The organism is Nonomuraea sp. PA05, assembly GCF_008086045.1.
In the GTDB taxonomy this organism is placed as follows: Bacteria; Actinomycetota; Actinomycetes; order Streptosporangiales; family Streptosporangiaceae; genus Nonomuraea; species Nonomuraea monospora.
Map to the genome: position 1 here is coordinate 161690 of NZ_VSEY01000003.1, position 22931 is coordinate 184620.

34 protein-coding genes are annotated in these 22931 nt (G+C 67.6%); 30 read left to right on the plus strand and 4 right to left on the minus strand.

Annotated elements, in window-relative coordinates; translation table 11 throughout:
* Positions 1 to 15: 15 nt before the first annotated feature.
* From FXF51_RS06100 to FXF51_RS06160, 13 genes are all read left to right on the plus strand, one after another.
* Positions 16 to 855, plus strand: a complete 840-nt coding sequence (locus FXF51_RS06100) for a hypothetical protein (RefSeq protein ID WP_148433266.1) — start codon at positions 16 to 18, stop codon at positions 853 to 855.
* A 22-nt stretch (positions 856 to 877) separates the two neighbouring features.
* Positions 878 to 1750, plus strand: coding sequence for a P22 coat protein - protein 5 domain protein (locus FXF51_RS06105; RefSeq protein WP_148433267.1), 873 nt, complete (start codon positions 878 to 880; stop codon positions 1748 to 1750).
* Positions 1751 to 1765: 15 nt separating this feature from the next.
* Positions 1766 to 2146: a hypothetical protein gene (locus tag FXF51_RS06110; RefSeq protein ID WP_148433268.1), complete on the plus strand. Its 381-nt coding sequence runs from the start codon at positions 1766 to 1768 to the stop codon at positions 2144 to 2146.
* A complete protein-coding gene (locus FXF51_RS06115; protein WP_148433269.1) occupies positions 2146 to 2463 on the plus strand; it encodes a hypothetical protein in 318 nt (105 codons plus the stop codon). The genes FXF51_RS06110 and FXF51_RS06115 overlap by 1 nt, the downstream gene beginning before the upstream one ends.
* 11 nt (positions 2464 to 2474) lie before the next feature.
* On the plus strand, positions 2475 to 3047 hold the full coding sequence (locus FXF51_RS06120; protein WP_148433270.1) for a hypothetical protein: 573 nt from the start codon (positions 2475 to 2477) through the stop codon (positions 3045 to 3047).
* Positions 3044 to 3436 carry a DUF6093 family protein gene (locus FXF51_RS06125; RefSeq protein ID WP_148433271.1) on the plus strand — a complete coding sequence of 131 codons (393 nt, stop codon included), beginning with the start codon at positions 3044 to 3046 and terminating at the stop codon, positions 3434 to 3436. The genes FXF51_RS06120 and FXF51_RS06125 overlap by 4 nt, the downstream gene beginning before the upstream one ends.
* A 3-nt stretch (positions 3437 to 3439) precedes the next feature.
* Positions 3440 to 3817, plus strand: coding sequence for a hypothetical protein (locus FXF51_RS06130; protein WP_148433272.1), 378 nt, complete (start codon positions 3440 to 3442; stop codon positions 3815 to 3817).
* A 47-nt stretch (positions 3818 to 3864) separates the two neighbouring features.
* Complete coding sequence (locus FXF51_RS06135) at positions 3865 to 4230, plus strand: DUF3168 domain-containing protein (RefSeq protein WP_148433273.1); 366 nt, start codon at positions 3865 to 3867, stop codon at positions 4228 to 4230.
* Between the two features lie 74 nt (positions 4231 to 4304).
* Positions 4305 to 4637, plus strand: a complete 333-nt coding sequence (locus FXF51_RS06140) for a hypothetical protein (RefSeq protein WP_148433274.1) — start codon at positions 4305 to 4307, stop codon at positions 4635 to 4637.
* Positions 4637 to 4843: a hypothetical protein gene (locus FXF51_RS06145; protein ID WP_148433275.1), complete on the plus strand. Its 207-nt coding sequence runs from the start codon at positions 4637 to 4639 to the stop codon at positions 4841 to 4843. Before FXF51_RS06140 ends, FXF51_RS06145 begins: the two co-directional genes overlap by 1 nt.
* Before the next feature lie 3 nt (positions 4844 to 4846).
* Positions 4847 to 5335 carry a hypothetical protein gene (locus FXF51_RS06150; protein ID WP_148433276.1) on the plus strand — a complete coding sequence of 163 codons (489 nt, stop codon included), beginning with the start codon at positions 4847 to 4849 and terminating at the stop codon, positions 5333 to 5335.
* Positions 5335 to 5859 carry a hypothetical protein gene (locus FXF51_RS06155; RefSeq protein WP_148433277.1) on the plus strand — a complete coding sequence of 175 codons (525 nt, stop codon included), beginning with the start codon at positions 5335 to 5337 and terminating at the stop codon, positions 5857 to 5859. Before FXF51_RS06150 ends, FXF51_RS06155 begins: the two co-directional genes overlap by 1 nt.
* Before the next feature lie 32 nt (positions 5860 to 5891).
* Positions 5892 to 6230: a hypothetical protein gene (locus FXF51_RS06160; protein WP_148433278.1), complete on the plus strand. Its 339-nt coding sequence runs from the start codon at positions 5892 to 5894 to the stop codon at positions 6228 to 6230.
* Here FXF51_RS06160 and FXF51_RS06165 read toward each other — a convergent pair whose 3' ends face one another.
* Positions 6231 to 6701, minus strand: a complete 471-nt coding sequence (locus tag FXF51_RS06165) for a hypothetical protein (RefSeq protein ID WP_148433279.1) — start codon at positions 6699 to 6701, stop codon at positions 6231 to 6233.
* Positions 6702 to 6865: 164 nt separating this feature from the next.
* Here FXF51_RS06165 and FXF51_RS06170 point away from each other — a divergent pair, with 164 nt between their 5' ends.
* From FXF51_RS06170 to FXF51_RS06205, 8 genes are read left to right on the plus strand one after another with little or no spacing between them, the layout of a single operon-like run.
* Complete coding sequence (locus FXF51_RS06170) at positions 6866 to 11089, plus strand: hypothetical protein (RefSeq protein ID WP_148433280.1); 4224 nt, start codon at positions 6866 to 6868, stop codon at positions 11087 to 11089.
* Between the two features lie 41 nt (positions 11090 to 11130).
* Positions 11131 to 11361 (plus strand): hypothetical protein, encoded by a 231-nt coding sequence (locus FXF51_RS06175; protein WP_148433281.1) that lies wholly within the window; start codon positions 11131 to 11133, stop codon positions 11359 to 11361.
* An 11-nt stretch (positions 11362 to 11372) separates the two neighbouring features.
* Positions 11373 to 11840 carry a hypothetical protein gene (locus FXF51_RS06180; protein ID WP_148433282.1) on the plus strand — a complete coding sequence of 156 codons (468 nt, stop codon included), beginning with the start codon at positions 11373 to 11375 and terminating at the stop codon, positions 11838 to 11840.
* 60 nt (positions 11841 to 11900) lie between these two features.
* Entirely contained in the window at positions 11901 to 12347 is a 447-nt protein-coding gene (locus FXF51_RS06185) for a hypothetical protein (protein ID WP_148433283.1), read from the plus strand.
* A gap of 4 nt (positions 12348 to 12351) precedes the next feature.
* On the plus strand, positions 12352 to 13026 hold the full coding sequence (locus FXF51_RS06190; RefSeq protein WP_148433284.1) for a hypothetical protein: 675 nt from the start codon (positions 12352 to 12354) through the stop codon (positions 13024 to 13026).
* A gap of 12 nt (positions 13027 to 13038) precedes the next feature.
* A complete protein-coding gene (locus FXF51_RS06195) occupies positions 13039 to 14121 on the plus strand; it encodes a phage distal tail protein (RefSeq protein ID WP_148433285.1) in 1083 nt (360 codons plus the stop codon).
* Between the two features lie 47 nt (positions 14122 to 14168).
* Positions 14169 to 16001: a hypothetical protein gene (locus tag FXF51_RS06200; protein WP_148433286.1), complete on the plus strand. Its 1833-nt coding sequence runs from the start codon at positions 14169 to 14171 to the stop codon at positions 15999 to 16001.
* The gene (locus tag FXF51_RS06205; protein ID WP_148433287.1) at positions 16001 to 16384 is read left to right on the plus strand and encodes a hypothetical protein; all 384 of its coding nucleotides are present in this window, start codon (positions 16001 to 16003) and stop codon (positions 16382 to 16384) included. Before FXF51_RS06200 ends, FXF51_RS06205 begins: the two co-directional genes overlap by 1 nt.
* A gap of 94 nt (positions 16385 to 16478) precedes the next feature.
* Here the strand turns inward: FXF51_RS06205 and FXF51_RS06210 are convergent, their stop codons facing one another.
* The gene (locus FXF51_RS06210) at positions 16479 to 16721 is read right to left on the minus strand and encodes a hypothetical protein (RefSeq protein ID WP_148433288.1); all 243 of its coding nucleotides are present in this window, start codon (positions 16719 to 16721) and stop codon (positions 16479 to 16481) included.
* Between the two features lie 77 nt (positions 16722 to 16798).
* Here FXF51_RS06210 and FXF51_RS06215 point away from each other — a divergent pair, with 77 nt between their 5' ends.
* From FXF51_RS06215 to FXF51_RS60595, 9 genes are all read left to right on the plus strand, one after another.
* Positions 16799 to 17230, plus strand: coding sequence for a hypothetical protein (locus FXF51_RS06215; protein ID WP_148433289.1), 432 nt, complete (start codon positions 16799 to 16801; stop codon positions 17228 to 17230).
* The gene (locus tag FXF51_RS06220; protein ID WP_148433290.1) at positions 17227 to 17628 is read left to right on the plus strand and encodes a hypothetical protein; all 402 of its coding nucleotides are present in this window, start codon (positions 17227 to 17229) and stop codon (positions 17626 to 17628) included. Before FXF51_RS06215 ends, FXF51_RS06220 begins: the two co-directional genes overlap by 4 nt.
* Positions 17628 to 18428, plus strand: a complete 801-nt coding sequence (locus FXF51_RS06225; RefSeq protein WP_148433291.1) for an N-acetylmuramoyl-L-alanine amidase — start codon at positions 17628 to 17630, stop codon at positions 18426 to 18428. The genes FXF51_RS06220 and FXF51_RS06225 overlap by 1 nt, the downstream gene beginning before the upstream one ends.
* Positions 18425 to 18550: a hypothetical protein gene (locus FXF51_RS62425; RefSeq protein WP_262379311.1), complete on the plus strand. Its 126-nt coding sequence runs from the start codon at positions 18425 to 18427 to the stop codon at positions 18548 to 18550. Before FXF51_RS06225 ends, FXF51_RS62425 begins: the two co-directional genes overlap by 4 nt.
* Before the next feature lie 100 nt (positions 18551 to 18650).
* A complete protein-coding gene (locus tag FXF51_RS06230; protein WP_148433292.1) occupies positions 18651 to 19193 on the plus strand; it encodes a lamin tail domain-containing protein in 543 nt (180 codons plus the stop codon).
* A gap of 9 nt (positions 19194 to 19202) precedes the next feature.
* Complete coding sequence (locus FXF51_RS06235) at positions 19203 to 19556, plus strand: hypothetical protein (RefSeq protein ID WP_148433293.1); 354 nt, start codon at positions 19203 to 19205, stop codon at positions 19554 to 19556.
* Positions 19557 to 19587: 31 nt separating this feature from the next.
* Complete coding sequence (locus tag FXF51_RS60590) at positions 19588 to 19758, plus strand: hypothetical protein (RefSeq protein WP_187414211.1); 171 nt, start codon at positions 19588 to 19590, stop codon at positions 19756 to 19758.
* A gap of 418 nt (positions 19759 to 20176) precedes the next feature.
* Positions 20177 to 20380 (plus strand): hypothetical protein, encoded by a 204-nt coding sequence (locus FXF51_RS06240; protein WP_148433294.1) that lies wholly within the window; start codon positions 20177 to 20179, stop codon positions 20378 to 20380.
* On the plus strand, positions 20380 to 20529 hold the full coding sequence (locus FXF51_RS60595; protein ID WP_187414212.1) for a hypothetical protein: 150 nt from the start codon (positions 20380 to 20382) through the stop codon (positions 20527 to 20529). The genes FXF51_RS06240 and FXF51_RS60595 overlap by 1 nt, the downstream gene beginning before the upstream one ends.
* Positions 20530 to 20637: 108 nt before the next feature.
* Here FXF51_RS60595 and FXF51_RS06245 read toward each other — a convergent pair whose 3' ends face one another.
* Positions 20638 to 21234 carry a hypothetical protein gene (locus FXF51_RS06245; protein ID WP_148433295.1) on the minus strand — a complete coding sequence of 199 codons (597 nt, stop codon included), beginning with the start codon at positions 21232 to 21234 and terminating at the stop codon, positions 20638 to 20640.
* Complete coding sequence (locus FXF51_RS06250) at positions 21231 to 22928, minus strand: DEAD/DEAH box helicase (protein WP_262379312.1); 1698 nt, start codon at positions 22926 to 22928, stop codon at positions 21231 to 21233. Before FXF51_RS06250 ends, FXF51_RS06245 begins: the two co-directional genes overlap by 4 nt.
* Positions 22929 to 22931 lie beyond the last annotated feature (3 nt).

Genomic DNA, 22931 nt, shown 5'->3' on the forward strand with positions numbered 1-22931 from the left:
ACGGGAGATACCCGCATGACCGACCTCACCCTGCCCTTCCACCCTCGTACCGGCCTTCAGGCGATCGGGCTCCGCCGCAACGGTGTGCCGATCTGGCCTGTGCTCGGCGGGGCGGAAGACGACGACGTCATCGTCTCTGACGCCGACGACGACGCTGCCGACGCCGGCATTGGCGACGACAGCGATGACGATTCCGGCGATGGCGACGCCGGCGCGCCAGACGACGGCAAGGACGATGACTCCGACGACAAGCCGCTCGGGCCGAAGGGCGAGAAGGCGCTCCAGGCGGAGAAGGACCGGCGCCGGGAAGCGGACAGGCTGCGCAGGCAGGCGGCACGGGAACGCGATGAGGCTCTCGCCGAACTGGAGCGGCTGCGCAAGGCGGCCGAGCAGAAGCCCGCCGACGGCGACACGGCTGCCGACAAGGGCCCGGACCTGGACGCTATCCGCAAGGAAGCGGAGGAGCAGGCCAAGGCCGCGGTCAAGGCGGAAGTGCTGAGGGACCGCGTCAGCGACAAGATCGAAGTGATCGCCGCCAAGCGCGCCCAGGACCCCGACGTGGTCCGCACGCTGCTGCTGGCCGGCAACGAGATCGCAGACTTCCTCGACGGCGACAAGATCGACGCCGAGGCCATCAAGGAAGCTCTCGACGAGCTTCTCGAAAAGAAGCCCTACCTGGCTGTGGCAGCGCAAAGCGCCAAGCGATTCCAGGGCTCAGGGGACGGCGGTGCCCGCAAGGGGCCCCAGAAACCGGCCCAGCTCACTCAGGACGACCTCCGCCGGATGTCGCCCGAGCAGATCGTTCAGGCGCAGGACGAAGGACGTTTCGACGACCTCATGGGCCTGACGCGCTAGCTCATCAACAAGGAAGGCTGAAATGTCCATCAGGCGTTTTGTGCCGGAAATCTGGAGTGCGCGGCTGCTGGTCGCCCTCCGGAAGCGGCTCGTGTATGCGGGCCCCGGCGTTGTGAATCGCGACTACGAAGGCGAGATCGCGGAGGCTGGTGACACGGTCCGGATCACGTCGATCTCCGACCCGACCGTGGGGACCTATGTTCCGAACGTCACCTCGATCACTCCGGAGGAGCTGACCGACGCTCAGCGCACTCTGGTGATCGACCAGTGCAAGTACTTCGCGTTCAAGGTCGATGACGTGGACGCCCGGCAGGCCAAGGGCGACGTCATCCCCGAGGCGATGTCGCGGGCCGCGTACAAGCTGGCCGACGTCGCGGACCAGTACGTGGCGTCGCTCTACACCGGCATCCCTGCGGCAAACGTCGCTTCCGCAGTGACGATCGACACGTCCAGCCCCACCTCGTGGGCGACCGAGTCGGCGAAGGCGTACAACGACGTCCTCATCCCGCTCAAGGTCAAGCTGGACGAGGCCAACGTGCCCACCGAGGGCCGCTACTGCGTCGTCCCGCCCGTCTTTCACGGCGTGCTGCTGCGCGACGACCGGTTCATCCGGCTCGACGCGTCCGGCACCACCGAGGGCCTGCGCAACGGCATGGTCGGCCGGGCCGCTGGCTTCGACATCCTCGTGTCGAACAACACGCCGGTCCCGGGCGCGAACCAGAACGTCGTCACCGCGGGCATCGACATGGCGATCTCCTTCGCCGAGCAGATCAACAAGACGGAGGCGTACCGGCCCGAGGGCGGCTTCAGCGACGCCGTCAAGGGCCTCACGCTGTACGGCGCCAAGCTCGTTCGCCCCGAAGCGCTCGCGTCCTGCACCGTCACCACGGGCTGATCGGAGGAATGAATCATGGCTCGTACCGCTGTGACCCCGCGCGCACTGGTCGCGAACGGGGGCCTCAACGGCGCCACCGGCGCCACCACCATCGACTCCACCCTCGTCACCAACGGCGTCGTCATCAACAGCGCCGATCCGGAGCACATCCTGATCCGGGTGACCAACACCGAGGGCTCGACGAACGTCGTGACCGTCCGCGCGGGCGACTACCCGCCAGCGTGGGCGGCCGGCCAGGGTGACCTCGCGGTCACCGTGGCGGCCACGACCGGCGTGCAGTTCATCGGCCCGTTCGAAAGCGGCCGGTTCCTGCAGGGCAACGGGTCGATGGAGATCGACTTCGAGACCGGCATGACCGGCGCCATCGACGTCCTGCTCATCCCGAGGGCCACCTGATGGGTGACCAGCCGACCGGATGGTTCCGCGGGGAGGGCGGTGTCATCTGGCCGATGACGCTGCCGCTGTCCGAGGTGATGGCCGAGAAGCTGGTCAAGGGCTATCTGACGCGGGTGAACGCCGACGGCACCCCGTACGTGGATCCCGGCGCGGAAGGCGAGGACCCCGGCGAGCCTTCCGCTGAGGAGGCGCCGCCAGCGAACGCCAACAAGGCGGCGTGGATCGGCTACGCGCACCGCGTCCACGGCGTTCCCCTCGACGAGGCGGAAGCCCTCACCAAGCACGACCTGATGGAACTGTACGGCTCCAAGAGCTGAGGAGGTAGTTGATGCCTCCTCTCCCTCTGGCGTCCCCTGCTGACGCTGCCAGGCTCGGCTACTCGCTCCCTGCGGGGCGGGAGATGGAGTTCCTGGCCCGCGCCTCCGCCCGGCTGCGGAGGGAGGCAGGTCGTCCCATCTCCTCCACCGTCTCGACGGTGCGCCGGCGTGTCGACGGCGGCGCGGTCCTGCTCCCCGGGGGGCCGATCACCGCCGTGGCCACCGTCGCACGGCTGGCCGAGGACGGCGGCGCCACCCTCACCGGGTGGCGGTGGGACGGCATGGAGCACATCCACTGCATCCCGCTGGCGAGCGGGGACGTCAACGTCACCTACACGCACGGCCTGACCGTCATCCCGGACGAGCTGCTCGACCTCGTCTGCTCCGTCGCCTCACGGCTGTCCGCAACGGACGAAGCCGCAGGAATGGAAGCCGGCATCAGGTCGGAGTCCATCGACGACTACCAGGTCACCTACGCCGCCGAAGCCGTAGAGACGGCGTCCGGCCTGCTGCCGGGTGAGTGCTCGTCCCTTGCTGGGTTCCTCGGTTCGGCACCGGGCGCGTACGTGGTGAGGCCGCGGTGAGCGTCTCCGGAGTCCTCGCCCGAGGGCGCGCGGCAGCACTGCAGTTGATGCGGGACACCTGCACGGTGGAACGCAAGTCGGGGGAGCCGGTGCTCAATGAGGAGACCGGCCTGCTTGAGCAGTCGTGGAGCACCGTCTACACAGGTGCCTGTCGGGTCAAACCGCGGACCTCGAGAGAGGCCGAGTGGGGCGAACGCGAGGTCAGTCTGGGCTCCTACATCGCTGTACTGCCGTGGGACACCACATCGGAAATCCAGCGGGAGGACCGGCTCCGTGTCACTGCTTCCGATGACACCTGGCTGATTGGGCGCGACCTCGAAGTGGTTGGCATTTCCCTCGCTGGGACCGCCACGGCCCGGCGGCTCCTCGTCGAAGACCGGGAGGGATGAACGTTGCTTAACTGGGACACCTCCGAGGCCGAGAAGCTGGAATCCGATCTGCTCGAATCAGCTGTCCACGCCCACATTGGGGCGTCGGACGTCGTCCATGAGCAGGCCGTCAGGTTCCGCAACGACTGGCGAGACAACGCCCGCAAGTCCGCAGGCAAGCATGGCAAGCACTACCCATCGTCAATCACCCTGGAGCAGGTCGGCGGTGAGGCTGTCTACGAGGTCGGCCCCGACACAACGTTGCCTCAGGGCGGGATGGGTCGCGGCTTCGAGTGGGGCGGCGTCAACCAACCTCCCCACAACGACATGGGACAAGCCATCGTTGCCGTGCCCGACCGGTTCGAGGCCGCAGTGAAGACGTGGTCGGAGAAGCTGCTGTGACCGCGACAACACTCGACTCCAGGCCGCTCGTCCTAGCAGTTGTCGCCATGCTCGACGCTGCGTTCCCGAACACCATCGGCATCTACTGGGGTGGCGCTCCAGCCGGGGCGGCGCGACCGTATGCGGTCATGTACCCCGACATCGGCATGGAATCCACTGCGGACAGGGCCTTGTCGGATGACGTTCCGAACGATCTTCGCTTCCAGATCACGTCAGTGGGAGATTCGGCTGAGCAGGCGCTGCTCGTCGCAGACAAAGCGAATCGGGCGCTGCTCACCAGCTTGCTGACAGTGCCTGGTCGCCGGGTGAGGCCCATCCGGCAAGAGGCGGCACAGCCGGTCCGCCGCGACGACGAATCCAGCGCGCTCTGGCTGGCCACCGCCCAGTACCTGGTGCGCTCCGACCCCACCTAACCCTTCCTCCGCTTTCTCGTAGCCCGCCACCCCCAGGTGACCGGGCTCTTTCGCATGCCCGAAAGGAGCCCGTAGTGGCTACCCGCACAGCTCAGGCGGTCACGGTGGCTGGCGTCACGCCGACCTACCACGCAGCGACCGCCACCACCGGGGACAAGGTCCTCGCCGACGGCAGGACGTTCATCCACGTCAAGAACGGTTCCGGCGGGTCGATCACCTGCACCATCTCCGGCGCCGGTCAGACCGCCTACCTGGTGGACAACCCCGACAAGGCGTACACGATCGGCACCGGCGCCGAGATGTGGATCCCGATGCTGCCGGAGTTCGGCGACCCGAACGACGGACGGCTGGTCACGTTCGTCTGCTCCTCGGTGACCAGCGTGACTTTCGCGGCGGTGCGCATCTGATGGCCCGCCCCACTGTCCTCGTCCGCTCCAGGATCACCGGCCACACGGCGCTGGTTTCGCCGGACGCCCTGCGCCACTTCCCCGACTTCGAGCCGGTCGACGCCGCCACTGACGCGCCGTCAACGGTTCCTGCGCCGCCGTCCGAGGCGGACACCCCCAAGCCCACCACGACGCGCCGCGCCGCGGCCAAGAACGACGAGGAGTAGGCCATGGCTGGCGCCGACCTGTTGGGTGATGGCAACGTCAAGGTGACGTTCTGCCTCACCATCGCCAACGTCAACGCCCCGACCGCCGCAGAGCTGAACGCGGGCGTCGACTTGCAGGAGTTCATCACCAAGGACGGGCTCGGCATCTCCCCCGAGCAGGCAGCGGTGGACAACACCGCGCTCGCGTCCCGCGATGAGACCGAAGACGCGGGAACGGTCAAGTACTCGATCGAGCTGACCGTCAAGCGCAAGGAGATCGCAGCCGAGGACATCGGCTGGAACACGCTGGTGGACCGGCAGCTCGGCTATCTCGCGGTGCGCCGCAACATGGCCCACGAGACCGCATGGGCAGCCGACCAGAAGGGCGAGGTGTACCCGGTCCGCTGCGGTCGGCCCAACATGCAGCCGCCCGAGCTCAACGCGGCGCAGCGGTTCGTGTCCAAGCTGTTCAACCACACTGCGGCTGACGCCGACGTGACGGTGGCCGCGTAGTGGCCAGCATCGACGACCTGCTCGGGCAGATGCGTCTGCCCGAGCGGACCTTCAACCTGTGCACGAGGGCGGACCTTCAGGGCGAGTGGGAACAGGCCGAGCAGACGCTCGCCCGCGCCGAACTGCAGGCCCGTGACTCGCTGGTGGGCAACTCCGCTGAGGTGCGGGAACTCGCGTCCCGCGTCCAGGACTTGGAAGCGGAGATGGCCGCCCACACGGTGGCGATCAAGCTGCGGGCGCGCACCCACAAGGAGTGGATGGACCTGCTCGCCAAGCACCCGCCACGCGAGGGCAATGACAACGACGGCGCCTTCAACAGCGCCACGTTCGGGCCTGCTCTGCTGGCGGAGTGCGCGGTCGATCCGGTGATGAGCGAGGAGCAGGCCGGCAAGCTGGTCGACTCGATGAGCACCGGCCAGTGGAACGACCTGTTCAACACGCTGTGGGGACTCAACCGGTCCGGTGTTGACGTCCCAAAATCCAGGAGAGCCTCCGAAGCTCTCCAGAGCTCGCCGAAGAAGTAGCGCTTGCCGCGGCGTATAGGGTGCCGCGGTCGATGCTGCTGGGCCGTCAGCGCCGCTCGGTCACCGTGTACGAGTACGAGGACGGGCGGCTGGCCCGGTCAGTCACCACGCACGACGCCGAATGGCTGGGCGAGGACCTCGGCTATGCGAAAGGCCAGCGTCGTAACGACCTGGACAAATGCCCTGGGTGCGGACTGCCGCTCAGCGAGACCACCGACCCGGAGAACGAAGGCCGATACGAGGCGCCGCCCCCGATGCGGTGCCACGCCTGCACCCCGCTGGAGCACCGGAAGGGCGAGTACACGCAGTCGCCGCCCGGGTTGCTGTTCAGGGTGTACTTGAAGGTGAAGAAGACGCTGGCCAGGACGTGACTACTCCCAGCCGGCGCACTCCAAGACCTTCTCTGGGTTCGCGGCGATGCACTCCTGCAACGCCTTCTGCCGGTCCGCGTCCGACTCCGCGGACTCGGTTGCCCACATGTACATGAGCAAAGCCACCGGCAAGGACAGCATCGCCAGCACCAGCCCGGTCACAGCGAACATCGTGCCGCCCTGACTTCTGGCGGCCAAGGCGATGATCGCGAGGACCGCGGTGACCAGCCCGACCAGCAGGCCGATCCCGCGCAGCGGGGTGGCGGCCAGGATGATCGCGACGATGCCGAGGGCGACCGTCGTGATGGCTAACCCCTGGCTGCGTTGCGCTGCACGGTGGTTCGCCGGCACGGGCGTGTAGGACGGCTGCTGCTGTGGCGCGTACCGCTGCCCGTACGGGTTCGGCGGCGGCTGAGGCGGCCCGTACGGCTGGGATCCGGGCGGCTGCTCGCCGTATGGCCATGGCTGCATTGTGTGGCTCCTGAGGCAGTAGATGGGCGCGCAGTAGACGCGCCGGAAGGTGACGCGGTTTGCACCGTGCCACGACGTGATGCATGTAGGCCACTTCTTCGGCCGGGATTGGGCCCCTTCGATCGGAGGTGAGTCCGATCGCCGACAGGTCTGTAACGGTCGTCTTGAAGGGCGACGTCAAGCCGTTCGTTGCCGAGATGAGCAAGGCCGCCCTCGCCGCGAGCAAGTTCCGCGACTCGCTCGGCAAGCCGTTGCCCGTCAACCTCGACGCGGCCAGCGCGCAGGCGAAGATTCTGCAACTCGAGCGGGACCTGGCCAAGCTGCGGGATCGCCGCGACCCCATCCGGCCAGACGTTGACACCGCGCAGGCTCAGGCGAGTATCGCGGAGTTGCAGCGTCGAATGGCGGATCTGTCGTCACGCACCATCGGCGTGGACCTCGACGCTGGAGCCGCCAAGGCGGAGATTGCTGCGATTCAGCGGGAGTTGGAGGCTCTGAACCGGTCCTCTGCCGACATCGACGTCCGGGTGGACACGATGCGGGCGCTTGCCGATCTGCGCACCCTTGAGGCGCAGATGACTTCGGTGTCCAGCAGGTCGGCCCGGGTCAAGGTGGACGCAGACGTCGGCGGGGCGCTCGCCGGCATCGCCATGGTCGGCGCGGCCCTGGCAGGCCTGCCTGCGGTGACGAGCATCGCTGTCGGGGTCGGCGCGCTAGGCGGCGCATTTGCCGCGGCGGGGGCTGGGGCGGCAGGCTTCGCCGCCGTCGCGGTCCCGAGCCTCGGTCGCATCAACGAGGCGCTTCAGCAGCAGGCGTCTGCCGCTGGCGGAGCGGGAGGGGCCACCAAGAGCGCCGCACAGTCCGCAGCCGAGGCGGCGTCGCGGGCTCTGCAGTTGGAGCAGGCGGAGCGCCGTGTCGCGGACGCGCAGAAGAGCGTCAAGGCTGCCCAGGAAGATCTCACCCGGGCGAGGCAGGACGCTAAGCGCGCCCTTGAGGACTACGCCTTCAGCGTCAAGGACGCCGCCCTTGCCGAAGAAGATGCCGCTCTGTCTGTGGAGGAGGCCGCGAGGCGGCTGGCTGAGGTGCAGGCCGACGACAAGTCCACGGACCTGGAGATCAGGCGCGCCGAGCTGGCTCACCGGCAGGCGATGGCGCGACTGGAGGAGCAGCAGACCCGCACCAAGCGCCTGAAGGAGGACAAGGCCGAAGCGGACCGGAAGGGCGTCGAAGGGTCGGACCAGGTTCGCGCCGCCCAGGACAAGTTGCTCAAGTCGCAGCAGGATCTGGTTGAGGCGCAGAAGCAACTGACGGTCACCCAGTTGCAGCAGAAGGCTGCGATGGAGCAGGCGGGCGGCGCCGCTGGCGGGGCTGCGTCGAAGTTCGCCGAACTCAGCAAGCGTGAGCAGGCGCTCGCCAAGGACATCAAGAAGTTCCAGGACTCCTACGTCGCTTGGCAGCGGTCGTTGCAGCCGGACGTGTTTCCTGTGATCAGGTCCGGCATGGATCTCATGTCGACCGGCATGAAACTGTCCACGCCGCTGATCAAGTCGTCGTCGAAGGCGTTCAACGAACTCCTCAAGGAACTGAACACCGAACTGAAGTCGCAGGAATGGAAGGACTTCTTCGACGACCTGGCCGAAACGGCTCCGACAGCGATCGACAAGCTGGGCAACTCGGCGATCAACGTGGGGAACGGGCTGCGGGGAGTGTTCTCGGCGGTCCTGCCAGAGTCGACCGAACTGCTCGGCGTGGTCGAAAGGCTGACGCAGCGATTCGAGGACTGGGGCGAGAACCTCGAAGGGTCGCCAGAGTTCGAGGAGTTCCTCGCCTACGTGCGGGAGAACGGCCCGAAGGTGGCGGAGATCTTCGGGAATCTGGCCACGTTCGCGGGCAAGCTCGTGGACGTCGGTGCGGACCTCGGGCCTGGCGTGCTGGACTTCATGGTCGTCCTGTCCGACCGGCTCGCGAATCTTGAGCCTGGCCAGATCCAGGCGATCGCCACCGGCATCGGATTGATCTTCGCGGCGGCCAAGGCGGGCACCACCCTCAAGCTGGGGGCCTTCGTTCTGCTCGCCGAGCTGCTGTCGGACATGTCGCCGGGCCAGATCCAGGCGCTCGCGGTGGCGATCGCCGCCGTGGTGACCGCGGTGAAGGGCTTCCAGGCGGTCACGGGGGCGGCGGAGTTCTTCCGCGGCCTTTCCGGCAGCATGGACGCGGCAGGCAAGAGCGCGGACGGAGCCAAGGGCAAACTGACCAACCTGGCAGGGCTGCTCGGCAAAGGCGGCGTCATCGCTGCTGCCGCGGCCGGCACCGCCCTCGCCGTCGATCAGGTGACTGATTCGCTGGACGGCCTCAACCCGAGCATCGACAAGGTCGCCGATGGGCTCGCCGACTTCGGCCGGGGTGCCGCGCCGACCGGTGAACTGCTGGACCAGCTCGACCCGAAGCTGCAGAGCCTAGTGGGCCGGTTCGAGACGTTCGGTGACTCGGCGCGCCGGCTGGCGTCGGACAACCCGTTCGACGAGCTCGGACGTAGCCTCAGCGGCATCATCGACGACTCGTTCGGCGTCCAGCTTGATGGCGGGCGGCAAGCCATCGACAACCTGGACCAGGCGCTCGTGCAACTGGTCCAGTCGGGCCGTCCCGAGGAAGCGGCGGGCGCCTTCAACCGTCTCGCCACTCAGGCGCAGGACGCCGGCGTGCCCGTGGACAAGCTGCGGGAACTGTTCCCGCAGTATGCGGCGAGCCTTGACGGCGCGATCCCGCAGACCGACGCGATGCGGGACGCCATGGGCCTGCTCAAGACCGAAGTCGATCCGACGGCGGTCGCCATGCAGGCCTTCAACACCTCGCTGGACACCTTCAATGCCAAGACGGACGTCGCGCAGCGGACACTCGAACTGCGGGACGCCTTCAACGAGGCGAAGAGGGCCGTCGAGGAGGCGGGCGGCAAGCTCGACCTCACGGCCGGGATGACGGACAAGCAGCGTCAGGCCGTCGTCAAGGCGCGGGACGAGTTCTCCGGCTACATCACGAAGGTCCTCGAAGCCGCGCGAGCGGCCGGCGAACTCGGGGGCAAGACGGGAGAGGCGGCCCTCAAGAGCGACGAGGCCAGAGACGCGTTCATCCGCCAACTGCCACAGTTGTTCGAGCTGGCGGGCAAGTCGTCCGAGGCCAAGGCGCAGATCTACAACCTGGCTGAAGGGTTCGGCGTCAACCGTGCCCAGGCCGACAAGGCAGCCACCGGCGTCAAGGGCGTCAAGGATGTCATTGGCGAGCTGAAGTCCAAGAAGGTGGATATCGGCGCGGACGTCTCTGGGGCCATGTCGGCGCTGGGGACGCTGGGCAAGAACATCGCCGCCTTCTTCTCCAAGACGTACACCATCCAGGTCCGCACAGAGCTGCAAGAGCATGGGGCTCGGGCGTCGTGGCAGAAGAATGCGAAGGGCGCGATCAACCGGTACGCGCAAGGCGGGATCGAGCGGTACGCCGCCGGCGGTGTGCGGTCCATGCGCCCACACCTGGCCACCCGGCCCACCATCTTGTACGGGGAGGGCGCGGATGACGAGGCCTTCATCCCGTATGAGGCGAGGTACCGCGAAGAAGCGACCGCGCTGCTGGGCCAGGTCGCGAACGATTTCGGGCTCAGCCTCAACAACGAGCAGGCGGCTCGCGGGCTTGCGAAGTTGAGCGTCACGATCGACGACTCCGGCCTGGTGATCAGCGACAAGCTGTCCGGCGTCATGGGCTCCCTAGAGGAGACGATGGGGCAGGCCGGGTCGCTGACGTCCAGCATCAACGGGGTGGCCACGACAGCCGAGCAGCTCACCGCGACGGTGGGTGACACGTCGGCTGCCGTGACCGACGCCGTGTCGAGCGTGGCCACCGTGACCGCCGATTCGGTGACGGTCATGTCGACGAGCGTGGATGCGCTGACGGTGTCGGTAAAGGACCTGATGACGGCGCTCGCTGAAGGGAAGGCGGGCGGCGGGTCCGGCAAGTCGGGGTCGGCGAAGAGTTCCGCGCTGAACTTGCTGCTGGAGGCGGCGAAGGGCGTCACTGGTAAGGGCGGCTCGGTCAAGGGCAGTACCCCGGTGGACATGATCGCTGGCGATTACGGGTCGGGCGGCTACCTGCGAGGCGATTCAGCGCTCACGTACGGCTCGCCGGCCAACGCCTCCAGGGTGTCGGCTCCGCAGCAGATGTCGGCCAGCAGTAGCACCACCTATGAGTCGCCCGGGGCAACGTCGGGGTCCGGCTCGGGCGGGTCCGGGTCGGGGTCTGGTGGCGGCCCGCTGGTCGCCATGTACGGGACGACCATCCACCGCGAAGCGGACGCTGACGTTCTCGTGGCGCAGATCGGCGTGCGGGTGGATTCGCGCGGCTGAGCCCGCTCAACATCAACACGGATTGGAGGGCGGGCTTCGCCATGCCTGAACAGCCCGATGAGGGCCTCTCATATGCGGAGCAGTTGCGCCGCAAGGGCATCCAGGTCCGGACGACGGGCTGGACGTGGGCCACCCGGGACCAGGTGGCGGAGTGGACCGGCGCTGACGGTGGCCGCTTCAAGCGGACCACGGACCAGGCGGGCCATGAGACCACGCAGGAAACCACCCCGGACGGCCACGAGAAGCAGCACGTCCGCGTCAACCTCAGATAGGAGCGGACGGCATGGCGATCACGCAGGACGCCTGGTTCGTGGACACCTACGCCAAGGTCATGCGCCAGACGACGACCATTGATGTGGGCAGCACGACGCCGGGCCTGTTCAAGGGGGCGCTCTTCACGGGGAGCGTCGTGCCGGACTTCAACCAGACGAACCCGGCCTATGGGTCGTCGCCGCTCAACAGTGGCGAGTCGTCAGGGCCGGGTTATACGGCGGGCGGGCAGGACCTGACCGTCGCCTCGTTCGGGACGCTGACGGCGACGAACAAGGTCGGGTGGCGGTTCGCCACCGTCACGTGGGAGGCCACGACGCTGAGCGCGGAGGGGCTGCTCATTTACGCGCCCGGCTTGTCGAACAAGGCGTTCGTGCTGCGGTCCTTCGACGGAGTCAAGACCACGGCGGACGGCACGTTCGAGATTTCCTTCGACTCCGAGGGCGGGGCGTGGCGTGTCGTGCTCCGCAACACCGCCTGACCTGGTTTCCGACCTCAGCCCCGCCGGCGTGCGGGGCTTTCGCATGAAAGGGGCCAGGTCATGGCTCGATACACGGCCGCCGTCGAAGGTGTCGCCTCCGGCACGGCCGCCAAGACGCTGCTGCAGATCGTCGCGGGCACGCAGCGGTGCGGCGTGTACGGCATCCGCGTCTCCTGTAAGGGCACCAGCTCGATCGCGGAGCCGGTACGGTTCCGGCTGGTCCGGCAGACGACGGCGGGCACCTCGGGCGGTACGGCGTCGATCGGGTCGGTGGACTCCTCAGGCGTCTCAGCGACCGCGACGGCGAACATCACCTTCTCCTCCACCGAACCCACCTCTGGTGATCTGCTGTTCAGTCAGGAGGTGCACCCGCAGACCGGGATGGCCGAATACATTCCGCTCGGCGACGAGATCGTGATCCCGGCATCCGGTCGGCTCGGCCTGACGGTGACCGCCGCCGCGACCGTCAACTGCACCGTCCAACTGTACTGGCGCGAAGGCCACTGAACTCGTGGCGACACTGCGTAACAACTTCAACGGCGGCAGCAACGGCACCGAGATCACGACAGGCAATTCTGGGGGTGTCTCCGGGGACGCCGTGCAGCACATCGTTGGCGCGCCCACCTTCAGCAACACTCAGGCTCACTCCGGAACGTTGTCGTGCGCGACTGTCGCCTCCGACTTCTCCGGGGTCGGGTTCGAACTGGCAGGGGCGACCTTCTGGGTGCGGTTCTACGCCTACCTGACGCAGCACGTGGCCGGGAGTCTGCTGCGGCTGTGGGACAACGTGGACGCCAGCGGCGCCTACCAGGGCGGCATCGAAACCAAAGCGAACGGCTTTCTCGACCTGGTATGCGGCGGCGCCACGGTCAACGTGGCCGGCGCGGCGGTGACGCTCAACCAGTGGGTGCGCGTCGAAGCCATGTTCTCCACCACGAACGGCGCGTCGGCACAGTTGTACAACTCGTCCGATTCGGGCACGGTGTCGGCGTCGGCGTCCACCGCGTCCGACCTTGGCGGCACATGCCGGACGCAGGAGATTCTCCGGCCGTCCGACGTGACGGTCGTCCAGTATTTCGACGATTTCGCGGTCTCCACCGACGGTCCCCTGGGTCCTGCTGTCGATCCTGCCCCGCGCCCCACGCTGGTGGCTGCGACTGCCGTCCACCGCGCGTCTCGCTGGTAGGGGGGAGGCCGGGTGTCCCGGTACGGTCGCGCCTTTCCGGCCCCGCAACGCCGGACCGTCCCCTCCTACCGGGGCGTTCCGCAGCAGTTCACCCTCCCGGTTTTCGAATCGGTCAGCGAGTGGCCCAACCTTGAGGTCATCACGCCGAACGTGAACGTGCTGCTCGCACCGTTCGAGTCGGCGTCGGAGTGGCCCGCCCTGACGTTGCGCTTCGAGCAGCGGTTCACCTTGGCCCCGTTTGAGTCGCTGTCGGAATGGCCGCCGCTGGCGGTGACGATCCCGGTCAAGCCCGGTGACAGCCTCACCGGCGCGAACGGCGAGGTCGAATGGAACGGCACCCTGTGGGGGCCCGCCACCGATGTGCGGGTGCTGCTGCCTGTGGAGGGGTGGCTGGGCAGCCCGAGCATTGACAACCTGAACGTTGAGAGGCCGGGCAGGCACGGCGCGTGGGATGCCCGCAAAGTCGCCAAGCAGCGCATCGTCTCCATCAGGTTGCAGCCGAACTCGGCCGCCGACCCCACCCAGGTGCAGGACCTGATCGACCAGGTTCTGGCGGTGACCGGCATCCCTGAGGATGAGGCGCCGCTCCCGCTGGTGATCAAAGCGTACGGGGCGCCGAAACTCGCGTACGGGCAGGTCGTGGACCGGCCGCTCACCCTGGACGGCGACTACAACGTGGGCATGCCCACGATGGGCGTGGTCATCGCGTGCGCGGACCCGCGCCTGTACAGCCTGGAGCGGGCAGGCGTCACCGTCCCGGTCGGCTTGCCGACCACGCTGGCCAACACCGGCAACGCCTCCAGCCACCCGGTCATCCGCATCGAAGGGCCGGCGACGAACCCGGTCCTGACCAACCAGACACTCGGCCGCACCCTGCAGTTCGCCATCACGCTCGGCGAAGGCGACCTGATGGAGATCGACACCGACTTCGGGACGGCGACCGTCGCCGACGAGAACGTGATGTCCACCCTGGCAGGCTCGTCGGTGCCGGTCTCCGACTTCGTGCTGAAGGCGGGCTCCAACACCATCACCTACGCCGTCACCTCCGGCGGCGGCGAAGGCGCCGACTTCCTGTGGCGGCACGCCACCCTCTAGTCCTCCACCTCTTCCCCTGCTGACCGCCCGAGAGGGGAGGCGCAGGGATGACCGCTGGTGTCCGCTCCGTGAAGGTCACCCACATCAACGGCGGCAACGGCGAAGCAGCCCGGGGAGCGGCCTCGCCCGGCGACGTGCTGGTGGCGTTCATGTCGGCGGACTCCGGCGGGAACTTCGCCATGAGCCTGGGCGGCGCCTGGATTTTTGGCGGCAGCATGCCGGGCGGCGTCTGGCCGGGCTCCAACAGCGGCACCTGGGCGGGCACGAAGATCTACACGAAGGTGTGCGAGGCTGGCGAGCCCGCCACCTACCAGGCGTTCGGCGGCGCGGTCGCGGACACGATGGTCACGATCGTCGCGGTCGCCGCCGCGCAGACCGACAACGTCGTCATCCAGCTCGGCGCGAACGGATCCTCGTTCGCCCCGGGCGCGACGCCTGCCGAAGCGTCCGGCCTGCAACTGCGGTACATGGCGGGGGTGCCGTCGCCGCCTGGCGCGTCAGTGTCATGGTCGGTCCCGGCCGGGTTCACGGAGCTGGTGGACGAGCAGGGCGATTTTTTCACCTCGGTGATGGTGGCGTCGGCGCCGGTCGTGTCGTCGCTGGATGTGCCGTTCGTGACGTTCTCCTCCTCGCCTTCTCTGGCGGCGGTGCACGGCATCACGGTGCTGATCGCGTCCACGACGCCGCCGGTGCCGGATCCGCCGGTGGTGCAGCCGTACGCGCCCGGCAAAGGCTCCTCCCAGTACCGGTATGTGGTGACGGACCTGCGATCACGGCAGTACATGGGCGACCTGGAGCTGGAGAACGTCTCCTTCGACAAACGGATCCTGCAAGCCGGATCTTTCTCGGCGACGATCCCGATCCCGTCGCGGCGGGTGGGCGACCAGATCGCCGAGATCATCCCCCGGGATGAGACGTACCTGGACAGAGGGCCGGGTGTGATCACGGTGCAGATCTTCCGTGAGGGAGAGCCGTGGGGCGAGTACTGGATCACCTCCGCGCAGCCGTCCCGCAGCCGCCGCGGCACCCCGGAGATCCAGCTACGCGGCTCCACGCTGGAGGCCTACCTGTCCCGGGTCGAGATCCAGTCGGATCTCTTCTACACGGGCACCGACCAGGTGGAGATCGCCCGGTCGCTGCTGTCCGACCTCATGTCCGACGACCACGCGGGGATCGGCCTCAACCTGCAGTCCGGCAACTCCGGCGTCGCCCGGGACCGCGTCTACCTCGACACCGAAGGCGGCACCTACGGGCAGCGGCTCATCGAGCTGGCACAGGTCGATGACGGCTTCGAATGGATGATCAACTTCGAGCTGGTGGACGGCTCGCTGGTCCGCAACTGGGTGTGGGGCTACCCGCGGCTCGGCGTCCAGGACCCGCCCCCGCACCTGTTCGCCGACGGCCGGTCAGGCGGCGACATCCTCGAATGGAGCGAGGAGATCGACGCGCTGCGCGGCGCGACCAGGTGGCGGGCGCGCGGCTCCTCTTCCAGCGGAGACGCGTCCGTCGCCGCAACCCCGCTCATCTCCGCGGTGCACGAGGCGACCGCCCACCTCGAAGCGGGCTGGCCCCGACTGGACAAAACCCTGTCGTACTCGACAGTGACCGAGCAGGCCACGCTCGACGACTACGCCGCCTTCTGGGCACAACGAGCTGCCGGCGCCTTGCGCGTCGACCAGGTGACCGTCACGTTCGGCAAGAACCCGTCCCTCACCCCGAACAACCTGGGCGACGCGGCGAGGCTGTACTTCAACAACGAATGGCATCTGCCGCACTGGCGGACCCGCCGCGTCATCGGCATCGGCATCACCCCCACCTCCCGCGCCAGCGGCAAAGAAGAAGCCCGATTGGTGCTCGAAGGACAGGAGGCGCCCACCTGATGCCTGACGTCTATCCCACCGACCTGACCCAGCGGATCCGCGACCTGGAGAAAGCCGTCGAGGAACTCCGGGCGGGAGCGTCCCGCGAGGCGCTCACCGAGGCGTCGCAGGGCTGGGTGCTGAGAGAGATGGCCACCCCCAGCGTGCCGCCCACCGGCGACATCCACATCTACGCCCAAGGCGGCCAACTGTATGCCCGCTCCAGCTTCGGGACGATCGCGTTGAACGACCAGGCGAAAGCGGGCTTCGTGCAGGCGGTCGGCGCCGCGAACGCGGGCACCACGTACACGACGTCCGAGCAGGATCTGCTGAACCAGTTGAAGGACCGCGTCAACCTGATCATCACCAACATGAAGATCGCCGGGCTGATGGACACCATCTAGCCCGCCCTAATGCGTGGCCGTCCGCGTACCGGAATCCAGCCCTGAGGGTGTGCTGGGACGCGTCGGTAGAGGGAGCGCGGGCGGCCATCCCTTGCTAGTCAGAGCTGCTGTTCCTGCGTTCCCGCCAGGCGCGAAAGAGAAGTCCGACAACCACGACGGCAACGGAACCGGCACCGGTCAGCAACGCGTCGGAGATGTCCCCGTGGAGAAGGAACGGAACCACTGCCAGGGCGGCTGACGTGATCGCTGCCACCACCACCAGAATCAGCGCGGCCAGCCCATACCGCAACGCCCTCTTCAAGACCTCGCCCCCATGCGCGGAGTCTAGCCGCGCCATTTGTCTCCTTGATCGGTGCCGCCCGTTCCTGAGGATGCGCACGGGCGGCACCCCAACCTCCGCGAGAGAGGAACGCGTTGAAACGGTTCGTCCCCCTCGCGGAACATCCCTTCGAACTACTCGTCGGCCTGGCCGCGTTCCTGTCCGGTGCTGCCCTCGTGTTCGGGGCAGGACCACCCACCAGCCTGAACGCCACCCTCCCGCCAGCGGTCGCGTGGGCGTGGGGTGGCATCCAACTCCTGGCAGGGGCGCTCATCATCGTCGGCATCGTCATCCGCTACTGGCGTCCCGCCCTGCTCATCGTCGGATTCCGGATGGAAAGAGCCGGCCTGTGGCCGCTCGCCGCCGCCGCGACTGTGTACGGGATCGTCGTCGTCGGCTACGCCGGCGTCCGCGCCATCTACCCTGCGGGCGTCCTGGTGGCAGTGGCTGTCGCGTGCGCTGCCCGTGCTGTCGCGGTGTCCCGTCTGGAGAAGACCATCCGCAAACACACGGGAGGCACCGATTGACCGAGTGGCTGACACCGGCGGTCATCACCCTGCTGGCCGGAGGACTGATGTCAGCCCTCGGAGTCCTCGTCAAAGCCCGCATCGACCTGCGGAAAGCCAAACTCGACGAGGAACGCCAGCCGGTAGAGCTGGAGAACGTGTTCATCGGCGGCGCCGAGAAAGCGGTGGCCGCTTTGCAGGTGGCGCTGGACCGCGCCGAATCCACGATCAACCGGCTCGAGCAGGCGCTGACGGAACGCGACCAGAAGCTGCAGGAGCGGGATCAGCGGATCGCCGAACTTGAGCTTGAGGTGACCAGGACGCTCGCCAGGCTGGCCAGGCTGCAGGAGCAGTGCGAAAAGCTCCAGACCCGCCTCGCCGACCTGAGAGTTGACCCGCGTGAGGGGGAGACCTTCTGATGCCGTACCTGACGCAACTCGCCAAGGTGGCCCGACGCACGGGCTGCCCGGTGACGGAGGTGAGCGGTTGGAAGACGCGCGGCCACGGCCCGTTGACCGAGGTCGATGGGGTGGTTTGTCACCACACTGCGGGCTGGAACGACATGCACGTGGTCCGGGACGGGCGGCCCGGTCTGGACGGCCCTCTGTCGCAGATCTGGTTGAGGCGTGACGGGCGGATCTTCATCGTGGCTGCGGGCCGGTGCTGGCACAACGCGCCGAGCCTGTCGCTCGGCCACACCAACAGCCGGTCGATCGGCATCGAGGCCGAGAACGACGGCAAGGCGCCGTGGCCAGCGGTGCAGCTCGACGCCTACAAGCGGCTGTGTGCCGAACTGTGCCGCGAGTTCGGGCTGCCGGTGTCCACGGTGAAGGGCCACAAGGAGGTCAACGCCTCCAAGCCCGACCCCCACAGCATCAACATGAACGCCTTCCGGAAGGACGTGGCCGCCCTGCTGAAGGGCGAACCCGCGGCGCCGGCCGACACCTCATGGACGGAGACCCTGGTGAAGGACCTGCCCCTGCTCCGGCCCGGAGACGACAACTACGACGTCAAGACGGCACGGCACCTGCTGCGCTCCCGCGGCTACCTGCCCGAGACCGTGTACGCCGGCGCGGGGCTGGAGTCCTGGCTGGACCGCACCAGGTACGACGACGAGTTCGCCGGCCTCATCAAGGGGTTTCAGAAGCTGAAGAAGCTGGACGCAGACTCGCTGATCGGCCCCCAGACGTGGGCGGCGCTGGTGCGAGTCGCCTCGTGAGCGACGGCCTGTGGCTGCGCTGGTGGCACACCCTGTACCCATCCTTGCTTCCGCGGCATCCCGAGCCCGCGGACGAGGGCACGCCTGAGCGCGTGCCGGGCCTCTTCGACGAGGCCAACTGAGCGAACTATTTCCAATTTTCGGAAAGAGTTCGCCCCCGAAGCGCCCCGCCCGATGCGGAGGCGCTTCTTTCATGTCACCTCCCTGTAGGAGAGCATCCTCATGCGTCTCAACAAGAGCGCGCTTCTGTTCGCTGCCGTCGTCGCCGCTGCTGGCCTCGCGGGCAGCCCGGCCTCGGCCTCCAGTTCCGCCCTCGATCTGCCTGTGGGCGCGCTGACGATCGTCGAGGTCGGCACCGACGCGATGGGCAGCGACACCTTCGCGAACCGGAACCGCGAGTTCGTCACCTTCAAGGTCACGGGCGGCGGCCCGGTGGACATCGATGGCCTGGTGGTTCAGGACAACTGGTCGAAGAACAACGGCAGCCCGCACACCTGCAACAAGTACGTGATCACCGGCCTGCCGGGTCAGGGCTCCGCCGCCTTGCTCGCCGCGGGCGAGACCGTGACCGTCTACAACGGCTCCCGGTGGGGCGGCAACTACAAGGACGGCTCCGCGTACCGGCTGTACGCCAAGAGCGACGTGGACTGTGGCGCCTCCGGCCACTTCCTGAACAACGACGCCGACTCTGTCTGGCTGACCTCCGGCGCCACGCAGGTGGCCAGCAAGAGCTGGGACTGGAACGGCGGATACACCGTCAACTAGGAGGTCGTCATGCAGTTCAAGCTGTTCGGCCGCGACCCTGCGGCCATCCTGTACGGCCTTCAGTCGCTGCTCGCGGTGCTGGTCGCGTTCGGGACGCTGACCGGTGACGCCGCCGACTACACGATGGTGGTGGCGAACGGTGTGATGGCGCTGATCGTGGCGCTCACCACCCGCCCGGTCGTCGTCGCCGCCATCACTGGTGCCGCGCAGACGATCCTGACCGGGATCGTCGCGTTCGGGCTGCCCGGCCTCACCTTCACCACGGAGCAGCAGGGCGTCATCGTCGCCGCCCTGTCTGCGGTGCTGGGCCTGATGCTGAGGCAGAACCAGGAGCCGAAGGAGACGGCGGTCACCAGCGCCTGATCCTGTCGGTCCCGTTCGTTAGCGTGGCGGGGTGGATCGGTGGATATGGGTGTCCCTCACGTACGCAACCTTCGCGGTCGTCGTCAGGGATGGCCGTGTCGTCGATGCCGCCCCGATCGCCCGCTGGTCCATCGGTAAGCCGGAGCAGCGGGTGGCCGACTACTACAAGCGGAAGGGCGCGGAGTTCGTGCCGCTACCCTGACAGTGTGGTCTCGCCCCGGTATGGCCGGGTGCCGGGACTGCCCCGATCCCGGAGCACGACAGAGCCCGAATCCGGGATCCCGTAGGCCTGCCGTCCCTGTTGGCGGTAGGAGCCGGTGAGAGGTCCAGGGCGCCCTCAACACCCGGCGATCTCGCCTTGAGCCCCCGCCATGGTGCGGGGGCTCTCGTGCGTTTCGAGGCCAGCCAGGGGCGCTACGGTGCCGTCTGGATTGGGAGTCCAGTGCCCGACTGACCGCCCAGGCCAGGGCGGCAGGGACAAGTGGGCTGTGAAGGGTGGAGAACCCCGGGGCCTGATGTCTCGGTTAGTAACTCGCTGGACTCTCGATGAGGGCCGGGTCATCCTTCGGGATGGCCCGGCCCCTCCTCCTCGTCGAGGAGGACGTTAGGAGGATGGCGAGATGGAGCACCAGCCACCCACTGTCGTCAGATGGCATGACGGGCGCGACGTGTACGTCTACCCGGACGGGGTTCGCCTGTACGTTGATGAGGTCCAGGCGATGCTGGCCGGCGCGGAGGAGCGGCGCATGCAGCAGCTCACGGTGGACGACCTCGACGAGGTGAGAGCAAAGATCGAGGAACTTCGAGCAGCACGGGAGGCGTAGTGGCGAGAACCGCTCTGGACTTCTACGAAGACGAAGACCCGAACGAACTGCTGGCCATCTTCGACGCCAGAGAGAACGGCGTCACCACCTGCCCGACGTCGGCGCTGCCGCACATGCTGCTGTCTCCTACGGCTACCGAAACAAGCTGATCACACGTATCGTCAACCTCAGGCCGGTCCCCTCGGGACGCCGCTGCCTGGGCTTAGAGGCCCTCGCTCTCCTCCGGGAGGGCGAGGGCCTCTTCGGATTGTCGGCCCCTACTCGGACTCCGCCACGAGTCGCTTGAATTCGGCCCAGAATTCCGGGCTGCTGTTCGCCTGCAGGCTTCGTAGCGCTGATGATGCGTTGTCGAGGCGGACAGGGATGCGGCGCCGACGGAAGCCGGCCGCGACAGCAGCCGCGTGGATCGACTTCTCGCCGCGCTGTACGGCTTCAAACTCTTCTGGCGCCTCTGCTGCCAAACGGGCTGCCGTGTATTCGGTGGACTCTCCCTGGATGGAAAACCCATTAGATTCTAATGGGTTTTCTGCATCAGCTCTGGGTCGGCCTGGCGTGCCCGCCTTGGCCTCGCGCAGGAGGATCAGGAGATCGGGATCGTCCGTGCCAACGATGCGATCGATTAGCTCGATGGACGCGCCCAACCCTTCAGTGGCCGGCGTCGTGACGAACTCCATGAAGCTCTTGAACATCACCACGGTCCTGGATTTGACGTCGTACCGCTCCCGCCATGCTTCCGTCTCCAGCAAGCGCTTCAGGAGCCGCGGCACGTACGCCAGGCCTGATTCACCGTTATGAACGGCGCCACGAAGGTCCGTTACGAGGTGGTCGTGTTCCACCCGCGGATCGACCGTCATTCGCCCTCCCGTGCGCCGGGAGCTACGCCGGTGGCCAGCCACTGCTTCGCGAACTGCAGACGCCTCTCAAGCTGTTCCTCGCTGCACTGACGGACTCCCCGTGACACGGGCACGCCAACGAGCTGGTTGAGGCGCCCGTTCACGGTGCCGTAAGGGATGCCGTAGGCACGCGCGACCCGCTGCGCGGCGGTGTTGTTCTGCTTCTTCAGCTTCTCCTTACGCTCGAACGGCGCGTCGGCGGCCTCCGAGGGGGGAACGGGCTGGGCCGTTGTGAAGGTGGCGCCTGCGTTGCGCAGGAGCTTGGCCACCAACGCGGTCGGCATGGCGGTGGTTGTCGGGTCCATCCGCTTGACCTGCTCGGCGTTAGCCAGCTCGGCCGGCGTGATGGTGTCGGAGTCGACGATGACGCCCTCGTCCGTTGGCGTCGCCGAGATGGGGGAAAACAGCGAGAAGAGCGGCTGCTCGCCCGACGGCCCAGAGCTTTCCCCGCCCGAGTCTCCGAGCAGTTCGGCGTCCTGCTGGTCGAGGATGTGGTCACGCTGTTGCTTGATCTGTGCGGCCATGGCCCGCAGCCTTGAGTCGTCGGGGATGTAGAGGTAGGCGGTCGGGTCGTCCTCGCCGGGGCGGATTCGTACGAGCCTGCCGACGACCTGGCGGAAGAACAACTCGGTGATCCACGGTGTGGCGTAGACGCCGACCCGGAGTCGGGGGATGTCCACGCCTTCGCTGACCTTGCGTATCGTGACGATCCACGGAGCGGTCGACGACTTGAAGGTCTTGATCCGGCCGTCCGCCTCCGGCTCATCGGAGATCGCGAGAACGGGCGTCTGGCCTAGCGCGGTGAGCAGCTTGACCACTTCGCGGGCGGTGTAGGAGTCCTCGCAGAAGACGATGCCGCCGGCTTCGGGGTCGCTGGTGCGCACTTCGGCGAGCTGCGTGTTGGCCTCTTTGAGGACGGATGGCAGCCATTCGCCGGTGGGCGAGAGCGCGGTGCGCAGCCGGTGGGCGGCGTCGCGGTCATTGAGTTCATCCTCGAAGGTGGCGCTGCGGTTGGCGCCATTGGGAGCGGTCCACTCCATGAGTCCGCCGCGGCGGGGGAAGAAGACGGCACGGACGACGCCGTCGGCCAGAGCCCGGTCGTAGCCGTAGCGGAAGTCCGGCGCGCCAACCCCGTCGACGTAGTTGACGAACGGGATCTCGTCGTTGTCGGACCGGAAGGGTGTGCCGGACAGCAGGAGCTTGGCCACGGCTGGCTCGAAGGCGGTTCGTGCTCCAGCGCCCCAGGCGCGCTCTTCTCCGCCGCAGTGGTGGATCTCGTCGAGGATGACCAGCGTCGGCTTCTCGGAGACGAGCTTGCGGTAGATCTGCGGCTGCTTGGCGATCTCGGCGTAGGTTGCGGCGCACCCTTGCTCGTCAGTGGCGAGGCGGCCATCGGCGGCGTGCCAGCCGGGGTTGATGCTGATGCCCTGTCTGCTGAACTCTTCGGCCCATTGGCTTTCGAGGCGTGCGGTCGGTACGGCGGCCACGATGCGTTGGACGCGCCCCGAGGCGAGCGCTCGGCGGGCGATTTCGATCGCCAGCCTGGTCTTGCCTGCGCCCGGGGTGGCTTCGACCAGAAAGCCGTTGCCTTCGCGCGGAATCCACAGGGTGTACTCCCTGAGGGCGTCCTCCTGCCAGGCCCGGAGCTGACTCATGCG